Source organism: Streptomyces sp. NPDC002324 (assembly GCF_053593335.1).
Genome location: NZ_JBSFCF010000053.1, coordinates 1 through 18,985, shown reverse-complemented (window position 1 = coordinate 18,985; position 18,985 = coordinate 1). Strand labels below are relative to the sequence as shown.

The 18,985-nt window shown below is 70.6% G+C and carries 18 protein-coding genes and 5 pseudogenes; 17 read left to right on the top strand and 6 right to left on the bottom strand.

Annotated elements, in window-relative coordinates; all coding sequences use genetic code 11:
• Position 1: 1 nt before the first annotated feature.
• From ACWCRJ_RS40270 to ACWCRJ_RS40255, 4 genes are all read left to right on the top strand, one after another.
• Positions 2-391 (top strand): nuclear transport factor 2 family protein, encoded by a 390-nt coding sequence (locus ACWCRJ_RS40270; protein WP_450943948.1) that lies wholly within the window; start codon positions 2-4, stop codon positions 389-391.
• Positions 392-420: 29 nt separating this feature from the next.
• Positions 421-1,122: a type 1 glutamine amidotransferase domain-containing protein gene (locus ACWCRJ_RS40265; RefSeq protein ID WP_450943947.1), complete on the top strand. Its 702-nt coding sequence runs from the start codon at positions 421-423 to the stop codon at positions 1,120-1,122.
• 53 nt (positions 1,123-1,175) lie between these two features.
• On the top strand, positions 1,176-1,514 hold the full coding sequence (locus tag ACWCRJ_RS40260; RefSeq protein ID WP_450943946.1) for a MoaF-related domain-containing protein: 339 nt from the start codon (positions 1,176-1,178) through the stop codon (positions 1,512-1,514).
• 106 nt (positions 1,515-1,620) lie between these two features.
• Positions 1,621-2,490 (top strand): helix-turn-helix transcriptional regulator, encoded by an 870-nt coding sequence (locus tag ACWCRJ_RS40255; RefSeq protein WP_450943945.1) that lies wholly within the window; start codon positions 1,621-1,623, stop codon positions 2,488-2,490.
• 230 nt (positions 2,491-2,720) lie between these two features.
• Here ACWCRJ_RS40255 and ACWCRJ_RS40250 read toward each other — a convergent pair whose 3' ends face one another.
• The gene (locus tag ACWCRJ_RS40250) at positions 2,721-2,867 is read right to left on the bottom strand and encodes a hypothetical protein (RefSeq protein WP_450943984.1); all 147 of its coding nucleotides are present in this window, start codon (positions 2,865-2,867) and stop codon (positions 2,721-2,723) included.
• Positions 2,868-3,291: 424 nt separating this feature from the next.
• Here ACWCRJ_RS40250 and ACWCRJ_RS40245 point away from each other — a divergent pair, with 424 nt between their 5' ends.
• From ACWCRJ_RS40245 to moaA, 5 genes and pseudogenes are all read left to right on the top strand, one after another.
• Positions 3,292-3,930, top strand: a complete 639-nt coding sequence (locus ACWCRJ_RS40245; RefSeq protein WP_450943944.1) for a (2Fe-2S)-binding protein — start codon at positions 3,292-3,294, stop codon at positions 3,928-3,930.
• A 12-nt stretch (positions 3,931-3,942) separates the two neighbouring features.
• Positions 3,943-4,923 carry an FAD binding domain-containing protein gene (locus ACWCRJ_RS40240; protein ID WP_450943943.1) on the top strand — a complete coding sequence of 327 codons (981 nt, stop codon included), beginning with the start codon at positions 3,943-3,945 and terminating at the stop codon, positions 4,921-4,923.
• Complete coding sequence (locus ACWCRJ_RS40235) at positions 4,920-7,112, top strand: xanthine dehydrogenase family protein molybdopterin-binding subunit (protein WP_450943942.1); 2,193 nt, start codon at positions 4,920-4,922, stop codon at positions 7,110-7,112. Before ACWCRJ_RS40240 ends, ACWCRJ_RS40235 begins: the two co-directional genes overlap by 4 nt.
• A gap of 150 nt (positions 7,113-7,262) precedes the next feature.
• A complete protein-coding gene (locus tag ACWCRJ_RS40230) occupies positions 7,263-8,408 on the top strand; it encodes an XdhC family protein (protein WP_450943941.1) in 1,146 nt (381 codons plus the stop codon).
• 16 nt (positions 8,409-8,424) lie between these two features.
• Positions 8,425-9,413: pseudogene (gene moaA, locus ACWCRJ_RS40225) on the top strand (GTP 3',8-cyclase MoaA).
• A 142-nt stretch (positions 9,414-9,555) separates the two neighbouring features.
• On the opposite strand, the gene ACWCRJ_RS40220 reads toward moaA, so the two are convergent.
• The gene (locus tag ACWCRJ_RS40220) at positions 9,556-10,437 is read right to left on the bottom strand and encodes a helix-turn-helix domain-containing protein (RefSeq protein WP_450943940.1); all 882 of its coding nucleotides are present in this window, start codon (positions 10,435-10,437) and stop codon (positions 9,556-9,558) included.
• 293 nt (positions 10,438-10,730) lie between these two features.
• Here ACWCRJ_RS40220 and ACWCRJ_RS40215 point away from each other — a divergent pair.
• From ACWCRJ_RS40215 to ACWCRJ_RS40205, 3 genes and pseudogenes are all read left to right on the top strand, one after another.
• Positions 10,731-11,390 (top strand): annotated as a pseudogene (locus ACWCRJ_RS40215) (SDR family NAD(P)-dependent oxidoreductase); the annotation flags it as partial.
• A gap of 186 nt (positions 11,391-11,576) precedes the next feature.
• Positions 11,577-11,924, top strand: coding sequence for a cyclophilin-like fold protein (locus tag ACWCRJ_RS40210; RefSeq protein ID WP_450943981.1), 348 nt, complete (start codon positions 11,577-11,579; stop codon positions 11,922-11,924).
• A 29-nt stretch (positions 11,925-11,953) separates the two neighbouring features.
• Complete coding sequence (locus ACWCRJ_RS40205) at positions 11,954-12,721, top strand: SDR family NAD(P)-dependent oxidoreductase (protein ID WP_450943939.1); 768 nt, start codon at positions 11,954-11,956, stop codon at positions 12,719-12,721.
• A gap of 56 nt (positions 12,722-12,777) precedes the next feature.
• Here ACWCRJ_RS40205 and ACWCRJ_RS40200 read toward each other — a convergent pair whose 3' ends face one another.
• The 3 genes and pseudogenes from ACWCRJ_RS40200 to ACWCRJ_RS40190 all read right to left on the bottom strand — a co-directional run bounded on the left by ACWCRJ_RS40200 (position 12,778) and on the right by ACWCRJ_RS40190 (position 13,949).
• Positions 12,778-13,380: a carboxylesterase family protein gene (locus ACWCRJ_RS40200; RefSeq protein ID WP_450943938.1), complete on the bottom strand. Its 603-nt coding sequence runs from the start codon at positions 13,378-13,380 to the stop codon at positions 12,778-12,780.
• 90 nt (positions 13,381-13,470) lie between these two features.
• Positions 13,471-13,639 (bottom strand): annotated as a pseudogene (locus ACWCRJ_RS40195) (IS256 family transposase); the annotation flags it as partial.
• A 25-nt stretch (positions 13,640-13,664) separates the two neighbouring features.
• Positions 13,665-13,949, bottom strand: a complete 285-nt coding sequence (locus ACWCRJ_RS40190) for a hypothetical protein (RefSeq protein WP_319770496.1) — start codon at positions 13,947-13,949, stop codon at positions 13,665-13,667.
• Positions 13,950-14,666: 717 nt separating this feature from the next.
• Between ACWCRJ_RS40190 and ACWCRJ_RS40185 the strand changes: the two genes are divergently transcribed.
• From ACWCRJ_RS40185 to ACWCRJ_RS40175, 3 genes are read left to right on the top strand one after another with little or no spacing between them, the layout of a single operon-like run.
• Positions 14,667-15,542, top strand: a complete 876-nt coding sequence (locus ACWCRJ_RS40185) for a cyanobactin maturation protease PatG family protein (protein ID WP_450943937.1) — start codon at positions 14,667-14,669, stop codon at positions 15,540-15,542.
• A 42-nt stretch (positions 15,543-15,584) separates the two neighbouring features.
• A complete protein-coding gene (locus ACWCRJ_RS40180) occupies positions 15,585-15,869 on the top strand; it encodes a hypothetical protein (RefSeq protein WP_069774475.1) in 285 nt (94 codons plus the stop codon).
• Positions 15,870-15,916: 47 nt separating this feature from the next.
• Positions 15,917-17,338: a S8 family serine peptidase gene (locus ACWCRJ_RS40175; protein WP_450943936.1), complete on the top strand. Its 1,422-nt coding sequence runs from the start codon at positions 15,917-15,919 to the stop codon at positions 17,336-17,338.
• Here the strand turns inward: ACWCRJ_RS40175 and ACWCRJ_RS40170 are convergent.
• Positions 17,268-17,501: pseudogene (locus tag ACWCRJ_RS40170) on the bottom strand (hypothetical protein); the annotation flags it as partial. The gene ACWCRJ_RS40175 and the pseudogene ACWCRJ_RS40170 sit on opposite strands and share 71 nt — an antisense overlap.
• Positions 17,502-17,649: 148 nt before the next feature.
• Between ACWCRJ_RS40170 and ACWCRJ_RS40165 the strand changes: the two are divergent.
• Both ACWCRJ_RS40165 and ACWCRJ_RS40160 read left to right on the top strand, forming a co-directional pair.
• Positions 17,650-18,687 (top strand): PP2C family protein-serine/threonine phosphatase, encoded by a 1,038-nt coding sequence (locus ACWCRJ_RS40165; RefSeq protein WP_450943935.1) that lies wholly within the window; start codon positions 17,650-17,652, stop codon positions 18,685-18,687.
• Between the two features lie 94 nt (positions 18,688-18,781).
• Positions 18,782-18,985, top strand: a pseudogene (locus ACWCRJ_RS40160) (hypothetical protein); the annotation flags it as partial.

Below are 18,985 nucleotides of genomic sequence, written 5' to 3'. Positions count from 1 at the left end.
CATGTCCGATTCCCCGAACCTCGCTCTCGTCCGTCGGCTCTACGACTCCGGCATGGCCCCGGACGTGGTCGCCGAGGTCATCCACCCCGACATCGTCTGGGACATCACTCCCGGCTTCCCCTACGGCGGCGTCTACAAGACCTGGGCCAGCGCCGGGGCCGACTTCTTCGGCCGGCTCGCGCCCAACTTCACCTCCTTCGGCGCGGTGGCCGAGGACTTCTACGACGCCGACGACCACGTCTTCGTCCGAGGCCACTACCACGCCGTGTCCAAGTCCGGCGAGGAGTCGGACGCCCGCTTCATCCACCTGTGGACGGTGGGCGACGGCAAGCTCACCCACCTGATCCAGGCCGCCGACAGCCACGTCGTCCAGCAGGCCGCGAACAACTGACCGCCCGCACTCACCCCACGGAGCACCCCATGGCGAAGATCCTCTTCCTCATCACCGCCGCCGACCACTGGACCCTGGCCGACGGCTTCGAGCAGCCGTCCGGCTTCTGGGCCGAGGAGGCCATCGGTCCGTACGGCGTCTTCAAGGAGGCCGGCTACGAGATCGCCGCGGCCACCCCGGGCGGCGTCCCGCCGACCGCCGACGCACTGAGCCTGACCCCCGACTTCAACGGCGGCGAAGAGGGCGCCGAGCAGATGAGGACCGCCCTGCGCGAAGCGACCGAACTGTCGAACCCGATCCGCGTCGAGGACGTCAGGATCGACGACTACGACGCCGTCTTCGTCCCCGGCGGCTGGGGGCCGATGGAAGACCTGTCCGACGACCCCGCGGCCGGCAAGCTGCTGAGCGACTGGCTCGCCTCCGGCAAGATCGTTTCGCTGGTGTGCCACGGCCCGGCTGCGCTGCTGTCCACGGTGGACGCCGACGGCAAGTCCCCGTTCCACGGCTACCGCCTGACCGGACTGTCCAACTCCGAGGAGATCCAGAACGGCCTCGCCGACCGTGCGAAGTGGCTGCTCCAGGACCGTCTCGTCACGGACGTCGGCGCGGACTACCGCAAGGGTGAGGAGAACTTCGCCCCCCACCTCGAGGTGGACCGCACCCTCATCACCGGCCAGAACCCGGCCTCCGCCGTCCCGCTCGCGCGGGAAGTCGTCAAGGCGCTGGGCTGACGCCCGGCACCGACACGGAAAACCGTCACAGAACACAGAAAGAGGCAGTACTGATGGACAGCAACGCGACCCTTCCCAGCGTGGGGCAGACCTGGCTGGCGGACCTCGGCACGGACACGCCGCTCGGCCACTTCACGGTGGAGATCACCTTCGACTCGGCGACCCAGGTCAGCTTCGAGGTGACCGGCGGTGCCATCAAGGGGCGGAAGCAGACGATGGAGTACACCACCACCCAGCTCCGCGACGGCCTGTACGTGGTGCGCTGGACCGAGCCCGACGCCGGTGACCACGTCACCCACATCGAGGACTACACCGAGGGCACGTGCATGGCAAGCTCCGTCATCGGCGGAGAATTCGTCCAGCTCCACGGGAAGTGGAGCCGCGTCCGCTGAACCCTCCTGGTGACGGCCGCAGGTCACGTGTCACCTGGGCAGTAAGAGCTTCCAGGGAGAAAACTCTCCCCCTGACAACACTGCTCGCCGATGCAAGGGTGAGGGCATGAACCGCGATCCTCACCGCCATGATCTGGGGGAATTCCTCAAGGCGCGCCGGGCCGAACTCGACCCGGCCGCCGTCGGCCTGCCCGACGGCGGCCCGCGTCGCGTCGCGGGCCTGCGCCGTGAGGAGATCGCCGTACTGGCGGCCATCAGCACCGACTACTACGCCCGCCTCGAACAGGGCCGTATCCAGCCCTCGCAGTCCGTACTGGACTCCCTGGCCCGGGTGCTGCGCCTGGACGACGACCAGCGTGCCTACCTGTACGAGCTCGCGGCCAGGGACGAATTCCGTCCTCCCCGTCGGCAGCCCCGCCCCAAGGCACAGGTGCTGCTGCAGCGCATGCTCGACGACATGGCGCACACCCCCGCCTTCGTGATCGGACCGCGCACCGAGATCGTGGCCTGGAACGCCATGGGCGCGGCCCTGATCACCGACTTCGGAAAGATCCCGGAGAAGCAGCGCTACTTCATCAGGCTGCTCATCACCGATCCCACGATGCGCGAGCTGTACGCGGACTGGGAGGGCGTCACCCGGCTGGCCATCGCCCAGATGCGGATGCACAACGCGAACAACCCCGGGGACCCGCAGCTGACCGCTCTGGTGGACGAGCTTTCGGCCCGCGACAAGCAGTTCCGCGAGTGGTGGGGCGCCCACAACGTCGCCGTCCGGGACACCGGGACCAAGCACCTGCGCCACCCCGTGGCCGGGGATCTGCATCTCGACTGGAACGCCGTCACCTGGGCCGCCGACCCCGACCTGCAGATCATCGTCTGGACCGCCGAAACCGGCACGCCCACCTACGACAGCCTGCGCATGCTGGCGTCCTGGGCCGCCGACCCCAGCCACACGACCAGCGGCAGCTCTGCCTGACGGTTCTCGGTGCCTGTTCCTGCTCTGGCTGGACGGCCATGGGGGCAGGCGACCGGTGGACCGTCCGGGCAGGCCGGACCCGCCTCCTCGCCTCCGGAGGCAGGTTGCCGATGCGCCTGCATCCGGGCGAGACCGAGGCCGCCCGCTGGCGGGTGGTCAGGTTGTTCGACCGGCCTGGCTTGATCACCGTTCCCGCCGGTGCCGACGTCGTCTCGGCCGAGGCACCGGCATCATCCGCACGGGTCGGTCGTCCGCGACGGTGGAGCCCCCGAGTTATGGCGGCGCAGCAGGGGAGCGCGTCGACCGGCGGTGGTGCCTTCCGTCCACTGCCCGACGAATCCGTTGAACGCCGGCTCGGCCATGTCGAGTTCGGTCATGGTGCGCTCCTGATTTCCCGGCAACGGTGCCGATGTGGGGCAGCTGCCGACGGAGTGGCATATGCCCGCGAACTTGATGTCGATCAGAACCTCGTGCTCGCCGACCTCGCGGCGCTCGATGGTGGTCCGTTCCAGCGGGGCCTCGGCGGCGGGGGCGGCATACGTGGCGACAGTGGTCCTGTTTCTGGCAGGAGCAGGCTCGCTTATCGCCTCCTTACAACGAAAAAACCAAGGCAAAGTCAAAGGGTAAACAAGGGGGGATAAAACTCTCCCTGTCATGGGGGGAGTCGGCGGTGCAAGACTTCGCGCCTGACCAGCCGCCTGTCGAGGTGTGCGGTTGCCCGGTTCCCGCGGTGGTGTTGATCCCGTGCATTGTCCCCGCTGATGTGCGCGGCTGATCCGCCCGTGATGCAAAGGCGTACCTATGTCCTCTGAACTCCCTGAATCTGCTGTCTCTCCCCCCACCGGAGCCAGTGAGTCCACATCGGGGCCCAAGCGGCGCACCTTCATCGCCACCAGCGCCGCGGTGGGCGGTGTCGTGGTGGCCGGAGGAACGTTCCTGGCAGCCTCCCAGGAGGCGTCCGCAGCCGGGGCCGCGCCCGCCAGCCGTGTGTCCCTGACGGTCAACGGCACCCGGCGGACGGTGACGGTGGACAACCGGACCTCGCTGCTGGACCTGCTGCGTGAGCACCTCGACCTGACCGGCTCCAAGAAGGGCTGCAACGCCGGAGCCTGTGGCGCGTGCACCGTGCTGGTCGACGGACAGCGGGTCAACTCGTGCCTGACACTGGCCGTACGGCTGGAGGGCGCCGAGGTCACCACCATCGAGGGCCTGGCCAAGGGCGACGAACTACACCCGTTGCAGCAGGCGTTCATCGACGAGGACGCCTTCCAGTGCGGGTACTGCACGCCCGGCCAGATCATGTCCGGGGTCGGCTGCATCCAGGAGGGCCAAACCAACTCGCCGGAGGAGATCCGGGAGTACATGAGCGGCAACGTCTGCCGCTGTGGCTGCTACGTCAAGATCGTGCGCGCGGTCGAGCAGACCGCCGCCCGGAAGTAAGGAGCGGCCCCCATGCATCCCTTCTCCTACACCCGCGTCAGCAGCGTCCGGGAAGCCCTGGACGCCGGCCGACGCGGTGGCCGCTACATCGCAGGCGGCACCACACTGGTCGACCTGATGCGCGAGACCGTCGAAACCCCCGAGACACTCGTCGACATCAGCGCCCTGCCCCTGAGCGAGATCACCGCCACCGCGGGCGGGGGCATCCGCATCGGCGCCCTGGTCCCGATGGCCGTGGCCACCGCCGACCCCAAGCTGAACAGTCTCTTCCCGGTGGCCGCCCAGGCGCTGCGGGGAGCCTCGGCCCAGCTGCGCAACATGGCCACCATCGGCGGCAACATCATGCAGCGCACCCGCTGCACCTACTTCCGGGACGTGACCGCCGACTGCAACAAGCGCGAGCCCGGATCCGGTTGTGCCGCGCTGAACGGCTACAACCGAGGCCACGCGATCCTCGGCGGCTCGGACCACTGCGTGGCCGTGCACGCCTCCGACTTCGCCGTCGCCCTCACCGCCCTGGAGGCGAGCGTCCACCTCCAGGCTCCGGACGGCAAGAAGCGCAGCCTCCCCTTCGCCGACTTCCTGCTCCGTCCCGGGAGCACCCCGCATCGCGAACAGGCCATCAAAAAGGGCGAGTTGATCACAGCGGTCGAGATACCGGCGTACGCGCGTCCGCTGAAGTCGGCCTACCTGAAGCTCCGTGACCGGCAGTCCTACTCCTTCGGTCTCGCCTCGGCGGCCGTCGCCCTGCATGTGCGCGGCGGGGTGATCCGGGAGGCGAAGGTCGCCGCCGGCGGTGTGGCCACGGTGCCGTGGAAGCTGTCCGACGTCGAAGAGGCCCTGATCGGCGAGCGCCCCTCGGACCGCCTGTGGGCCGAGGCCGCGAGCCGCGCGGCCGACGGCGCCCGCCCCCTTCAGCACAACCGGTTCAAGGTCGAGCTCCTGAAGCGGACCGTCGAACGTCAGCTGCGCACCGTAGGAGAAATGGAATGAGCCGTCAGCCGCAGGCAGCCGTAGGCGCTCCGCTGTCCCGGGTGGACGGCCGGCTCAAGGTCACCGGCAAGGCGGAGTACGCCGCCGAACACGACCTCGACGGCGTCGTCCACGCCGTCATCGTCGACGCGAGCATCGGGCGTGGCCGCATCAGGTCCATCGACACACGCGCAGCCGAGAAACACAGGGGCGTGCTGCGGGTGATCCACCACGGCAACGCCCCGAAACTGCCCTACCGCGACAACACCGGCTCCAACAACCCGCAAGGGCGCAGGCTCCGGGTCTTCCAGGACGACCAGGTGCTCTTCCACGGCCAGCCGGTCGCCGTCGTGGTGGCCACCACCCTGGAGGCCGCCCAGCACGGCGCCGGCCTGGTCAAGGTCCGCTACGACGCCGAAAAGCCCTCGACCGACATCACCAAGGCCAAGCCGGGCGAGCCGACGCCCTATACGCGCGGGGACGCGGAAGCGGGGCTGCGCTCCTCGGCCGTACGGCTGGACCTGAAGTACGAACTGGCCCGCAACCATCACAACCCGATGGAGCCGCACGCCACCGTCGCCCGCTGGGAGGGCAACCGGCTGACGGTGTGGGACAAGACGCAGTGGGTGATGGGCACGCGCGACGAGATCGCCGCGGTCTTCGACCTGCCGACGGACGCGGTGCGGGTCATCAACCCGTTCGTCGGCGGCGGCTTCGGCAGCGGACTGCGCTGCTGGCCGCACACGATCGTCGCCGCGCTGGCCGCGCGGGTGACGCGACGCCCGGTGAAGCTGGTGCTGTCGCGCAAGCAGATGTACTTCGGCACCGGCTTCCGGCCGGCCTACGAGTACCGGCTGCGCCTCGGCAGCGACCGGCGCGGCAAGTTGAACGCCGCGATCCACGACATCGACCACGAGACCTCGTCGTACGAGACGTTCTTCGAGGCCGCCCTGGGCACGGGCCAGATGATGTACAGCATGCCCGACGTCCGCCAGGCGTACCGGCAGGTGCCGTTGGACGTGAACACTCCGATCTGGATGCGCGGGCCCGGTTTCGCCCCCGCTTCGTTCGCGATCGAGTCGGCGATGGACGAGCTCGCGCACGAACTCGGCATCGATCCGATCGAGCTGCGCCAGCGCAACGAACCGGCCGAGGACGAGTCGACCGACGAGCCGTTCTCCACCCGGCGCCTTCGCGAGTGCTACACGGTCGGCGCCCGCGAGTTCGGCTGGGACCGCCGTAACCCCGAGCCGCGCTCCACACGGGAGGGAAACCTGCTGATCGGCCTGGGCATGGCCGCCGGGGCCTACGACTGCGGACGGTATCCGGGGCAGGCCAGGGCGCGGTTGGACGCCGACGGCACGGCGGTCGTGGACGCGGCCACCACCGACATGGGGCCGGGCACGTACACGTCCCAGACCCAGGTCGCCGCGGACGCCCTCGGGCTGACCATGCGCACGGTCACGTTCCGGCTGGGTGACTCGGAGTATCCGTTCACCTCGCCGCACGGCGGTTCGTCGACCATGGCCAGTGTCGGCTCGGCTGTCGTCGACGCCTGCAACAAGGTGCGGCAGCAGGCGATCAAGCTGGCGGTGGAGGACCGCGAGTCGCCGCTGTACGGCGTGAACGCGGACGACGTCGTCGTGCGCAACGGCCGGCTGCACGACCGGAACAACACGACGCGCGGGGAGACGTACAAGAGCCTGCTGGCTCGCAACGACCGCTCCCACCTGGAGGCGAACGGTTCCTACGAGGGACCTGGCTCCGAGCGCTCCGCCTACTTCGCCTACAGCGCGACCTTCGCCGAGGTCTCGGTGGACGCGGACCTGGGGCTGGTGCGGGTGCGCAGGATGCTCGGCGTGTACGACGCGGGACGGATCATCAGCCCCAAGCTCGCCGACAGCCAGGCGGTCGGCGGCATCGTGGGCGGCATCGGCCAGGCGCTGTTGGAGGAGACGGTCACCGACCACCGCGACGGACGGATCGTGAACGCCAGCCTCGCCGACTACCTCGTACCCGTGAACGCCGACGTCCCCGAGATCAAGGCGATCTACCTGGACGGCGAGGACAACGCCGGCAACCTGCTGGGCGTCAAGGGACTCGGCGAGGTCGTCCAGGTGGGCGTGGCGGCCGCGATCGGCAACGCGGTCTTCAACGCCACAGGCCGCCGGATCCGCCAACTCCCCATCACCGCGGAGGCGTTGCTCTGACACCGCCATCTCCATAGCCGGGTCCGGCAGCCGAACCCCCCGTACGGCTGCCGGGTCCTCCCGGGCCGCCGCCGCGCATACGCACCCCTATCGGCGCGGCGGCGGCCCGTTCACCTTCTACGACAGCGATCGTCTGCTCTGGAGCCCCCCATGCTGAACATCGCGGACACACTGCACCGCTGGTGCCGCGACGAACGCCCCTTCGCCCTGGCCACCGTCGTCGACGTCACCGGCAGCGCACCCCTCCCCATCGGTACGTCGGTGGCGGTGGACGAGGACGGCAACGCCGTCGGCAGCATCTCCGGCGGCTGCGTCGAGGGCGCCGTGTACGAGCTGTGCCGGCAGGTGCTGCGCGACCAAGGGCCGGCCCAGCGGGCCTGGTTCGGCTACTCCGACGACGACGCCTTCGCCGTGGGACTGACCTGCGGCGGCGAACTCGACGTCCTCGTCCAGCGCATCGACCCCGCCGCCCAGCCGCATCTCGGCGCGGCACTCGCCGAAGCGGTCGAGGGCCGGCCCGCCGCCGTCGCCCAGGTCGTGGAAGGGGCCGAACAACTGCTCGGCGCCACCTTGAGCGTGCTCGGCGACAGCTGGATCGCCGACCGCACACTCGGCGACGGGCCGACCGGCCGGGCAGTGGCGGACCGGGCCACCGCCCAACTCCGCTCCGGACGCACCGCGCTCCTCTCCCTCGGCGGAGACGCCGACACCTGCCCCGAGCAGCTCTCCGTCCTCGTGCACGCGGCGGCCACCCGCCCCCGCATGCTGATCTTCGGTGCCATCGACTTCGCCGCCGCTCTCGCCCAGGCCGGCCGGTTCCTCGGCTACCACGTCACCGTCTGCGACGCCCGCCCCGTCTTCGCCACCGAAGCCCGCTTCCCGCACGCCGACGAGGTGATCGTCGACTGGCCCCACCGCTACCTGGCACAGACGGCCGTGGACGGCCGGACGGCGGTCTGCGTACTGACCCACGACGCCAAGTTCGACATCCCGCTGCTGCGGCTCGCCCTCGACCTGCCGGTCGGCTACGTCGGCGCCATGGGCTCCCGCCGCACCCACGACGAACGCCTGAACCGTCTGCGCGAAGTCGGTGTCACCGAGGGGAAGTTGATTCGGCTGCGCTCCCCGATCGGCCTCGACCTCGGCGCCCGCACACCCGAGGAGACGGCCATCTCCATCACTGCCGAGATCATCGCCCACGCCAACCGGAGCACCGGCCTGCCCCTGAGCCGGGTCACCGGTCCGATCCACCGCGTTTCCGGGGCGGTTGCTTCGGACGTGCCCTTGAAGGCGTGAGCGGAACAGGAACCACGTGCTCATCGACACCCACGACCGAGTGGCCACCGACCTGCGTGTCTCGCTGACCGACCGGTGCAACCTGCGCTGCACGTACTGCATGCCCGGGGAAGGCCTGCGGTGGCTGGCCAAGCCCGACCTGTTGACCGACGACGAGATCGTCCGCCTGACGACATCGCGGTCGCTTCCCTGGACGTCGACGAGATCCGCTTCACCGGCGGTGAGCCGCTCCTCCGCCCCGGCCTGGCAGGCATCATCGAACGCGCCGCCGCCCTGAGCCCGCGCCCCCGGATATCCCTGACGACCAACGGCATCGGCCTCGAGCGCACCGCGCCCACGCTGAAGGCGGCGGGCCTGGACCGGGTCAACGTCTCCCTGGACACCCTGCGCCCCGACGTCTTCAAGACCCTCACCCGCAGGGACCGGCACCGGGACGTCATGGAGGGCCTGCACGCCGCCCACAGCGCGGACCTGACCCCGGTCAAGGTGAACTCCGTCCTCATGCCGGGCCTCAACGACGACGAGGCCCCGGACCTCCTGACCTGGGCGATGGAGCACGACTACGAACTGCGCTTCATCGAGCAGATGCCACTGGACGCCCAGCACGGCTGGAAGCGCGACGGCATGATCACCGCCGAGGACATCCTGACCTCCCTGCGCACCCGCTTCGACCTGACGGAGGAGGGCACCGAGAAACGCGGCTCGGCTCCGGCGGAGCGCTGGATCGTCGACGGCGGCCCGCACGTGGTCGGCGTCATCGCCTCGGTCACCCGCCCCTTCTGCGCGGCCTGCGACCGCACCCGCCTGACGGCCGACGGCCAGATCCGGACCTGCCTGTTCGCCCGCGAGGAGACCGACCTCCGCGCGGCACTCCGCTCCGGCGCCGGTGACGAGGAGATCGCCCACATCTGGCGGCTGGCGATGTGGGGCAAGAAGGCGGGCGCGGGCCTGGACGACCCGATGTTCGTCCAGCCGGACCGGCCGATGTCCGCGATCGGAGGGTAGACGGTTGCCGACGGTGGAGCGGAGCGCGGAACCCGCGCCCCGCCCGCATCACCGCGGCAGAGAGCCGATCGCGACCGCGTCGTCACCCGTCCAGACCCGGGGCGTGACCCCGTCCGCCGCTCTGCGGACACGGTGCGCGTGGTCAGGAGGGAGGCGGCGAGGCGGGCACGTTGTGCTCGGCGGCCCAGGAGGCGAGGATGCGCAGCCGCTCGTGGGTGGGGGAGCCGGGGGCGGCGGTCCAGACGGTCAGGTGCTGGTCGGGGTCGGTGCTGGCGGTGAGGGTGTCCCAGTCCAGGACGAGTTCGCCGACCACCGGGTGGTTGAGGGTCTTCGTGCCCACGGTGCGGGCCGCGACCCGGTGATCACCCCACCACTGGGCGAACTGCTTGTCGCGCAGGGACAGTTCGCCGACCAGTTCGATCAGGCGGGGGTCCTCGGGGTACCGGGCCGCTTCCATGCGCACCTGCGCCACGGCGATCTGCGCGGAGGCCTGCCAGTCCGCGTACAGGGTGCGCATGGCCGGATCCGTGAAGATGAGCCGAGGGTAGTTGCGGTGCTTCTCCGGGATGCGGGCGAAGTCGGTGACCAGCGCGGCCGCCAGCGCGTTCCAGGCCAGGACGTCCCCGCGCCGCCCCTGCACGATGGCCGGGGTCGCGGTGAGATCGTCCAGCACCCGCTGCAACTGCGGCTGGACCCTCTGCCGGCCTCGGCTCCGAGGCCGAGTGGTGGTCTTGCCGGCGAGCTGGAACAGGTAACCGCGCTCGTCGTCGTCCAGGCGGAGTACTCGGGCGAGGATGTCCAGAACGGGCGCGGAGGCTTGCATACGGCCCTGTTCGAGTCGGGTGTAGTAGTCGGTGCTGATACTGGCGAGCTGGGCGACCTCCTCGCGGCGCAGCCCGGCCACCCGGCGGGTCCGACCGGTGTCGGGCAGACCGACGGTGCGCGGGCTCAGTTCGGCGCGGCGCTTCTTGAGGAACTCTCCCAGTTCGTTGAGGGGAACATTGCTGGTCACACCGCCGAGCATGACACCGATGCCGGTGAGGAAGGAGGGAGAGTTTCCTCCCAGGATGAGCCTCTCCCCGGATGTCTTTCTCCGCTTTTCGCCTTTCCCGCCGCATGGCAGGCTCGACACGGAGCAGCCGCGCCGGACCCGCCGTCGCCACGCGGACTGACGCTCGTCGTCGACCCGCCCGCGCGGCGCTCCCGAGCGCCCCGTCGGCAGGGCCACACGCCCCGACCGCTGACGGCCCCGCACCCGGCGCCGGTCATGGACAGCCGGCCGACCACCTACCACTCCTGCCTCGGACAAGGACTCACATGACGACCTTCGCCCTCGTCGGGGCCGGCCCCGGTCTGGGACTCGCCACCGCCCGCCGCTTCGGATCCGCCGGCCACACGGTCGCCCTGATCTCCCGTGGCACCGAGAAACTGGACGTGCTGACCGCTGACCTCACCCGCGACGGCATCCAGGCCCGCGGCTTCACCGCCGACGTCCTCGACCTCGAGTCCCTGGACGCCGCTCTGTACGCGGCCGCGAAGGCCCTCGGACCGATCGAGATCCTCCAGTACAGCCCCGTGCCCCGCGCCGACTTCATGAAGCCGGTCCTCGACACGAGCGCGGACGACCTCGACGCGCCCCTCGCCTTCTCGGTCAAGGGCCCGGTCACCGCGGTGCACGCGGTCCTGCCCGGGATGCGCGCCCTGGGCCGCGGCACCCTGCTGTTCGTCAACGGCGGCAGCGCCGTACGCTCGCACCCCGATCGGGCCGGCACCTCTGTCGCCTTCGCGGCCGAGAGCGCGTACGTCCGCATGCTCCACCACACCCTCGCCCCGGAGAACATCCACGCCGCGCAGCTGATCGTCCCCGGCGCGATCCGGCCGGACGCCGAGCACAGCAGCCCCGAGGCCCTGGCACGACGCCTGTACGACATCCACACCGAGCGAGACGGCCACCGCTACTACGCCGAACCCCTGGACGATGCCGTGACTGCGACCACCCGCTCCAGACTGGCCCGCGCCGTGCCGGCCGCCTTGCTGCTGGCGGCGACCGCCTGTACCGACGAGCCACCACCCTCTCCGTCTTCCCCGCCCTCCGCTTCCGCGACACAGCGAACGCCGACTGCCACCGCACCGGCCTCACCCCCTGGCGACAGGAACACCGCCATGAAGATTCGGCTCACCATCGACGGCCACCGGGTCGACGCCACCCTCAACGACAGCGCCACGGCCCGCGACTTCGCCGACCTGCTCCCGCTCACCCTGGACCTGAGCGACTTCCACGAGACCGAGAAGACCGCCGACCTTCCCCGTCGGCTGTCCACCTCCGGCGCCCCGGACGCCGCCGAAGCCGAGCCCGGTGACCTGGCGTACTACGCGCCCTGGGGGAACCTGGCCCTCTTCTACCGAGGCAGCGGCTCCAGCGACGCCGGCCTGATCATCCTCGGGCGCGTGAACGGTGACAGCGAACCCCTCGCCACCGCCACCAAGGTCACCATCGAAGCCGCCTCCTGACCCGGCCCACCCTCAACGGGAGAGAACACGTGAACCCCACCTACGACTTCACCGGCCAGGTCGCCCTCGTCACCGGAGCCGGCTCCGGCATGGGCCTGGCCACCGCCCGCGCCTTCGCCGAATACGGGGCCGCCGTCGCCCTCACCGACATCGACGAAGCGGCCCTGAGCACGGCCGTGAAGGAACTCACCGGCTCCGGCCACCGAGCCCTCGCCCTCACCTGCGACGTCAGCGACGAAGAACAGGTCGCCGCCGCGGTCGACCGGACCGTCGAGACGTTCGGCCGCCTGGACATGGCCTACAACAACGCCGGCATCCAGATCCCGCCCAGCGACGCCGCCGACGAACCCGCCGAACGGTTCGACCGCGTCAACGCCATCAACCTCCGCGGCGTGTGGGCCTGCATGAAGCACGAACTGCGCCACATGCGCGCCCAGGGCAGCGGCGCCATCGTCAACTGCTCCTCGCTCGGGGGCCTGGTCGGCCTCCCCGGCCGCGCCTCCTACCACGCCTCCAAGCACGGCGTGATCGGCCTGACCACCAGCGCCGCCCTGGAATACGCCCCGCGAGGCATCCGCGTCAACGCCGTCTGCCCCGGCACCATCGACACCCCCATGGTCCGCGACATGATCACCAAGGGGGAACTCGACCGTGCCGAAGCCGAGGCCAACCAGCCCATCAACCGGCTCGGTACGACCGAGGAGATCGCCCAGTCCGTCCTGTGGCTGTGCAGCCCCGGAGCGAGCTTCGTCGTCGGTGTCGCCCTCCCCGTCGACGGCGGCTATGTCGCCCGATAACGGCATGGGAGCCGCCGTCACGCAACGGACGACGGCTCCCACAGCAGCATCAGGTGTCAGCAGACGGCGAAGGGATCGACCCCGTCCCACGCCTCGCGCCGCGCGTCGGCGAGCCGGTCCCGGACCAGACGCGGCTCCACATCGAACGACAGGCACGCCCGGCCGCGAGGGGTGAAGGCCGGCCAGTGCGGCAGCGTCCGGGTCGCGGGCGATCCGTGGTGGGCGAACGAGGCGAAGGAGTCCACCATCTTCGCCGACAGGGCCTGGGCCGTCGGCAGGTCGGCCGGCGCGGCCCCTGTGAAGTCGCCCTGGCCCCAGTTGCCGAAGGTGAACTGGACGTCGCTGCCGTGCGTGGCCCCGAAGGGGCCGGCCTGCGCGTAGTCGAAGGTGTACTGCCACACCCGGGCTCCGGCCCGGTGGGCGTACTCGGCCAGCCACACCGAGGGCATCACGACGAACCAGCCGCTGAGCACGTCGTTGAGGGTGGCATGCCCGGGCAGTGATGTGTCCTCGTAGACCTTCAGGAGGCGGTCCCAGGCGCGCTCGCCCGTCGCCTGGCGGGCCAGAGTCTCGAAACGGCGGGAGAAGACGGGCGAGCCCATGAACGGCTCGGCCTCCATGGTGCAGGCGCCGATCAGCAGATCGACACTGCCGTCCACGGCCCCCAGCCGGTGCCTGCGAAGCCGAAGTACCGTTGCACGGCCGCCTGTCGAGCAGTTGTCAATAGTCGTGAATCGGTTGACGCATGGTCAGGCTGCGGCGACCTCCTCGCGTTCGACCAGGACGCCGTTCTCGAACTTGGCGCCGGAACGGAGCCAGCGTGACCAGGTGGGCTCCGGTAGGTCCGCGCCAGCGGTCCTGCGCGGACTCCACCAGCTTGAACACCATCGTCAGGGCCGCGGCCGGACTGCCGGCCCCGCCATGACGCGGGTGCGACGGGCGCCTACCATTCGAGCGGCGGATCGGCGACGCATTGGTCGTAGTACTCCCAGCAGGCCTGGCTGCACCGCTGCCACTCGTAGAAGTTGTCCGCCAGGGGTTCGCAGTCGCGCAGGCAGTTGTCCACGCGCTGGTTGCAGAAGATCAGCTGTTGACGCTCCTCCTCGGTGAAGCTAGGCACGATCCGCTCGGCGGCGGCGCGGCGCAGGCTCCGAGTGGGCCGGCCTGTCGTGTACCGGCCGGAGATCCGGCGGACGGCCGCCTCGGCGTGGAAACCGGGGATGGTCATGGTGTCGCTCCCGTCAGGGTGATCCGGACGAGCAGGCCGCGCCGACCGCAGGTCGGCCGACGCCCCCGAGCGAGCAGCCCTCACTGTCCAGGTTACGCGCAGGGTGCGCGCGCCAAGGTGCACGACGGAGCGGGCTGGCGCAGTCTGGAATCAGCGCAGTGTGTGTGAGTCCTCGTGCCCAACTGCCCATCCCCCACCACTGTTCGTCACTGTCCGTTCCCGGATCTCCGGTTGCTACCCGGTCGTTTCCGGCAGTTCTCCCGGCCGGGCTGCCGCGGGCCGCGACCGCCCGCCACCCGAGGGGTGAGAAGGATGACCGAGGGTGAGAAGCAGGACGCACCGCCCGGGCCGGCGAACACCGCCCGCACCGGGTGCGCCTTCCCGGCTTCGTCACGGATGAGTCCATCATCGGTCTCGGGGACGCCGTCAAGCGCGTGACGAGCACGATGGGAGTGAGGAAGCCCCGCGGCGGCTGCGAACAACGCGCGGCCGCGCTCAACCGATGGCTGGTGTTCTCGACGGGGCGCGGTCACCGATCGTGAGGCCCACGGCACGTACGGCACGAGCCCCGCAAGGCACAAGGAGTCACCCATGGACCACCCGACGGAATCCGCGGCGGACCTCCCGACAAGTCCCCCGACAGGTCTCCCGGCGGACCTCCCGACCGGTCCCGGGACCGGTCCCGCGACGGACTCGCCGATCGCCCAGGGACACCCAGTGCATCCGAGCCCGGTCCTCGCGCTGGCCGCCGCCGACGCCGCCATCGTCCCGGCCTGTGCCGAATGCGGGGCCGCGCGGACGGAGCAGGTCGCACCGGACACCGCCAACAACTACGTGTACGTGCTCGGCCAGGTCGACTTCCGGTTCCCGAGCCTGGCGGTCGAGAAGGAGGTCGCCCAGGCGGTGGCCCGGTCCGCGAACGCGAACCTGACGGACCGGCAAGCCGTCTGCGCGGCCATCGCGCGGCCGGAGAACCGTTACCTCGCACGGCAGTTGTGCTACGTGCTGAGCGTCCAGGGCATGGAGACGTACATCCTCCGGCCGCGGGATCCGGTGGACTTCGACCGGCTCGTCGAAGCCGTCCGCCCCGAACCCAAGGGCACCGACCTGGATGTGGTCATCGGACACCGGGGGCCACTCGCCCCGCCGTCGCTCTGCAACGGCCTGACCCTCCCGGTCGTGGCCTTCGAGCAGGTCTACTCCTTCACAAGCGACGAACTGATCGCGGAGATCGGCAAGCCGGAGGGGACGAGCGACGAGTGGTTCACCCGCTCGTCCAACGAACTGTTGCGCCGTGTCATGCAGTTGGGGGACAACGCGGGCGACACCGACGAGCACCGCGCCATCAACTACCTCGCGGTCCGGTACCCCCGCATCTATGAGAAGACGGTGGAGGCGTTCGCCGCCGACGCGAGCCTCAGCGGGGTCGTCTTCCGCGAGTCCCGGCTGAGCGGTGCCCGCCGGGTCCTCGACGTCGTGCTCTCCTACACGGGCCGCCAGACGGACGTGACCGAGAAGTTCTTCGTCCGGGTGGACGTGACCGAAGTCTTCCCGTTCCTGGTGAACAAGCTCGCTCCCTACTACGACCGTTGATCCGTGCCGCCCGACCTGCGCGGGACCAAGGAGGTGTGAGAGATGAGCGTTCCGGGCTTCACCGCCGAATCGGCGCTCCAGCGGACCGGCGGACACTATCGGACATCCGGCGGTGGCCGTGCCGGCCGCCTGTCCGCCGTCATCCCGCAGGACGATTCGGCGGGATTCTGCAGCATGGTGGAGTGCCCCTTCATCTGCCGCTCGGCGTGCCGTGGCAACCCCTACGGCTTCCGGTGCCAGGAGTGCCTGAAGGACTGCCGTCATGAGTGCAACAATCCCGGCTCCGACGGACCGTTCACGCGTCGCGTCGCCGTGAACGTCTGGTGAGGACGGCCTGGACGGCCCGAGGATGACGACACACCGAGGGCGGTGCGATGGCCGAACCGCTGGAACAGACCGGGCTCGCGCGCCTGATGGCGCGCGGCGCCGGCCGGCCGGATATCGTCGTGGCGGTGGTCGACGGCCTCGTCGCCCTCGGCCACCCGGGACTCGCCGGCGGACACCTGCGCGTGCTGCCAGGCGGGGCCGGCGACCAGGGCGGGCAGGGTGACGATCCCTGCCGCCCGACGGGCGACGACGCGTCCTGCCGCCACGGCACCTACGTCGTCGGACTCCTCGGCGCCGGCCGGACCTCGCGGCCGCCCGGCATCTGTCCGGGCTGCACCTTCCTGCTGCGCCCCATCTTCGCGGCGGGCCGCGTCACCGGCCGACCCGCCGCCCCCGCCGTCCCGGTCACCCCGGCCGCGCGGCCGGAGGACCTCGCGGCCGCCATCGTCGAGTGCGTCGACGCCGGCGCCCGGGTGCTGAACCTGAGCGTCGCGCCCGACCGCCCCTCCAGCACGGACCACCGCGAGCTGGAGTGGGCGCTCGAACACGCGGCCAACCGGGGCGTGATCACGATCGTGGCCGCCGGGAACCAGGGCGCGGTCGGCACCTCCGTCCTCACCCGCCACCCGTGGACCGTCCCCGTGGTCGCGTACGACCGGCGGGGCCGGCCGATGAACCTCTCCAATCTGGGCGGTTCGATCGGCGCACGCGGCCTCGGTGCTCCGGGCGAGGGAATCGTCGGCCTCGGCGTCGACGGCCGCCCGCTGGCCGTCACCGGCACGAGCGCGGCCGCCCCGTTCGTGGCCGGCGCCGTCGCGCTGCTCCTGTCCGCCTTCCCCGCCGCCCCACCCGCCGACGTCCGGTCCGCCCTCCTGCTCACCGCCGTCGGCCCCCGCCGAACGGTCGTCCCGCCCTTCCTGGACGCCTGGGCCGCGTACACCGCACTCGCCCGGACCGGCAACGCCCCCTCCCGCACGGCAACCGGCCGCTCAAGAATCCGGAGTCCCTCTGCTGATCACCGTGTTCCTCATCGATGCGCCCTCGTCCGGCAATATCGAGGGAGGCTCGCCAGGGCAACTCGCCCTTTCCTCCGCCCGCCTCAGTCAGGTGGTCCCAGGCCTCGATGCTGCGGATCCTCGAGCTCGTCGGCCTCGACCAGGTCATCGGCTGCCGTCCCACCGTCGAACCGGCCCTGGCCCCCTGATCCACGCCCCGGCCGCGCGCTCTACCCGGCTTCCGCGTCCGGGGCATTCCGCCGGCGTGAGCGCCGCTGCACGGCCGCGTCCAGCTCCCGCCCCATCGGCTCCGGCGGCGGCTCCCCCAGCGCCCAGGCGATCACCGTCCAGCCACCGTGTGCAGCTGGGTGTTGGTGTGCTGGGACACCTCACGCAGCACGTCGAATCCGGCGGCCGGCGGGAGCTGGTATCTCGCGACAAGGACAACGATGGCCCTGGTCAACCGTCGCGTAGGAGTCGACGGCCTGCCGCAGCTGCGCGTTCTCCTGCTCCAGGCGGGCGTTCCCGGCGTCCTCACGTGGGCGGGTCGCCTGTACCAGGTCTCCCCGCTGCTGGGGCACTCCGTCCGGCGATCATGGCATTGAGCCGGGCGTGAACCACTCGGCGGGGCGCGCATCGGGGAGGGTTGTACAGCCTCGCCCGAGCCCACGCGCCTGCCCCTATGACCGCTTTGCTGTAGTTACGATTCATTCGTGCCTACTTTGAGGCGACAGCGACGCCGTCGTCCACCCGATGACCGATGGGACGCTGTCCGGCTGTCACCGGTGATCCTCACCATCCTCATCGGCGCGCTGGCGTTCGCGACACCGAGGGACATCGCCATCAGCCGCCTCCTGCCTGCCGCGCCCGCTCTGGCCGCCTCGATGTGGCCCGTGCTCCCCACGATCCTCCTGGGCGTGTTCTGCGCGCTGATCATGCTCGGCCTGGGCCTCGTCTACACCGACCTGGGGACTCCCTACACGGCGGCCGCAATCGCCGCCGTCACCCTGGCGGCCGCATACGCGAGCCATGTCCGGCTCCGGCGGGAGGAGGCACTTCTCCAGATCCGGCTCGTGGCCGACACTGCCCAGCAAGTCCTGTTGCGACCGTTGCCGAGCCGCCTCGGAGGGCTCGAGATCGAATCGCTGTACGTCGCGGCGCAGGCCCAGGCCCGGATCGGCGGCGACTTCTACGAGGCGGCCGAGACACCTCACGGCGTCCGGCTGCTCCTGGGAGACGTACGGGGCAAGGGCATGTCCGCAGTGGGGGCGGCCTCTGCGCTGATCAGCTGCTTCCGGGAGGCCGCACACGACGAACCCGACCTGACGGGCGTCATCCAGCGCCTGGAGATCAGCATCGGCCGCCACAGCGCCGCCTACCCCTCCCAGGACCTTCCGGAGCGATTCGCCACCGCTCTGCTCGCCGAGATCCCGCGCGGCGGCGGCCACGTCAAGCTCCTCAACTGCGGGCACCCCCCACCGCTTCTCGTGCACCAAGGCGAGATGCACGTCCTGGAGCCCAGCGAAACCTCGCCACCTCTCAACCTCGCGGCACTCGTCAAAGACAACTACCGCACCGACACCGTGCCCTTCGCCCCGGGCGACCAGCTCCTGCTCTACACCGACGGCGTGACGGAGACCCGGGACTACGCCGGCGAGTTCTTTCCACTGCAGGACTGGATGCGGCAGCAGAACCCGGTGTCACCCCACGGACTGCTCGACCGACTTCACCAGGACCTGCTCCGCTTCAGCGGCGGAAGGCTGGACGACGACATCGCGGCCCTCTCCGTGCAATGTCCGAAGTCCCACCCCCTTGACCAGTGAGGAAAGCTCCGCCGCGACCGGCCCGCGCGGGGTGCCCGTGGCCACCGGCGACCAGGCACATGCCGTTCAGTCACGGGGAATGCCGTCCTTGACCGACGCTCTGCCGGAGCATCCGCGCACCTGCCGGTGCAGGGCACGCGGCTGCCAGTGGCATCCCCGCCACCGCGGCTGTGCAGGACCGGTGCTCCTTCCCCGCACCCGCAACCGCAGCGGCCGCACCTGGCGTCTCGCCGACGCCTGCGCCGCCTGCGCGGCCGCCACCAGTCACACGGCCGTTGTCCCCGCCACCCTCCTCGCC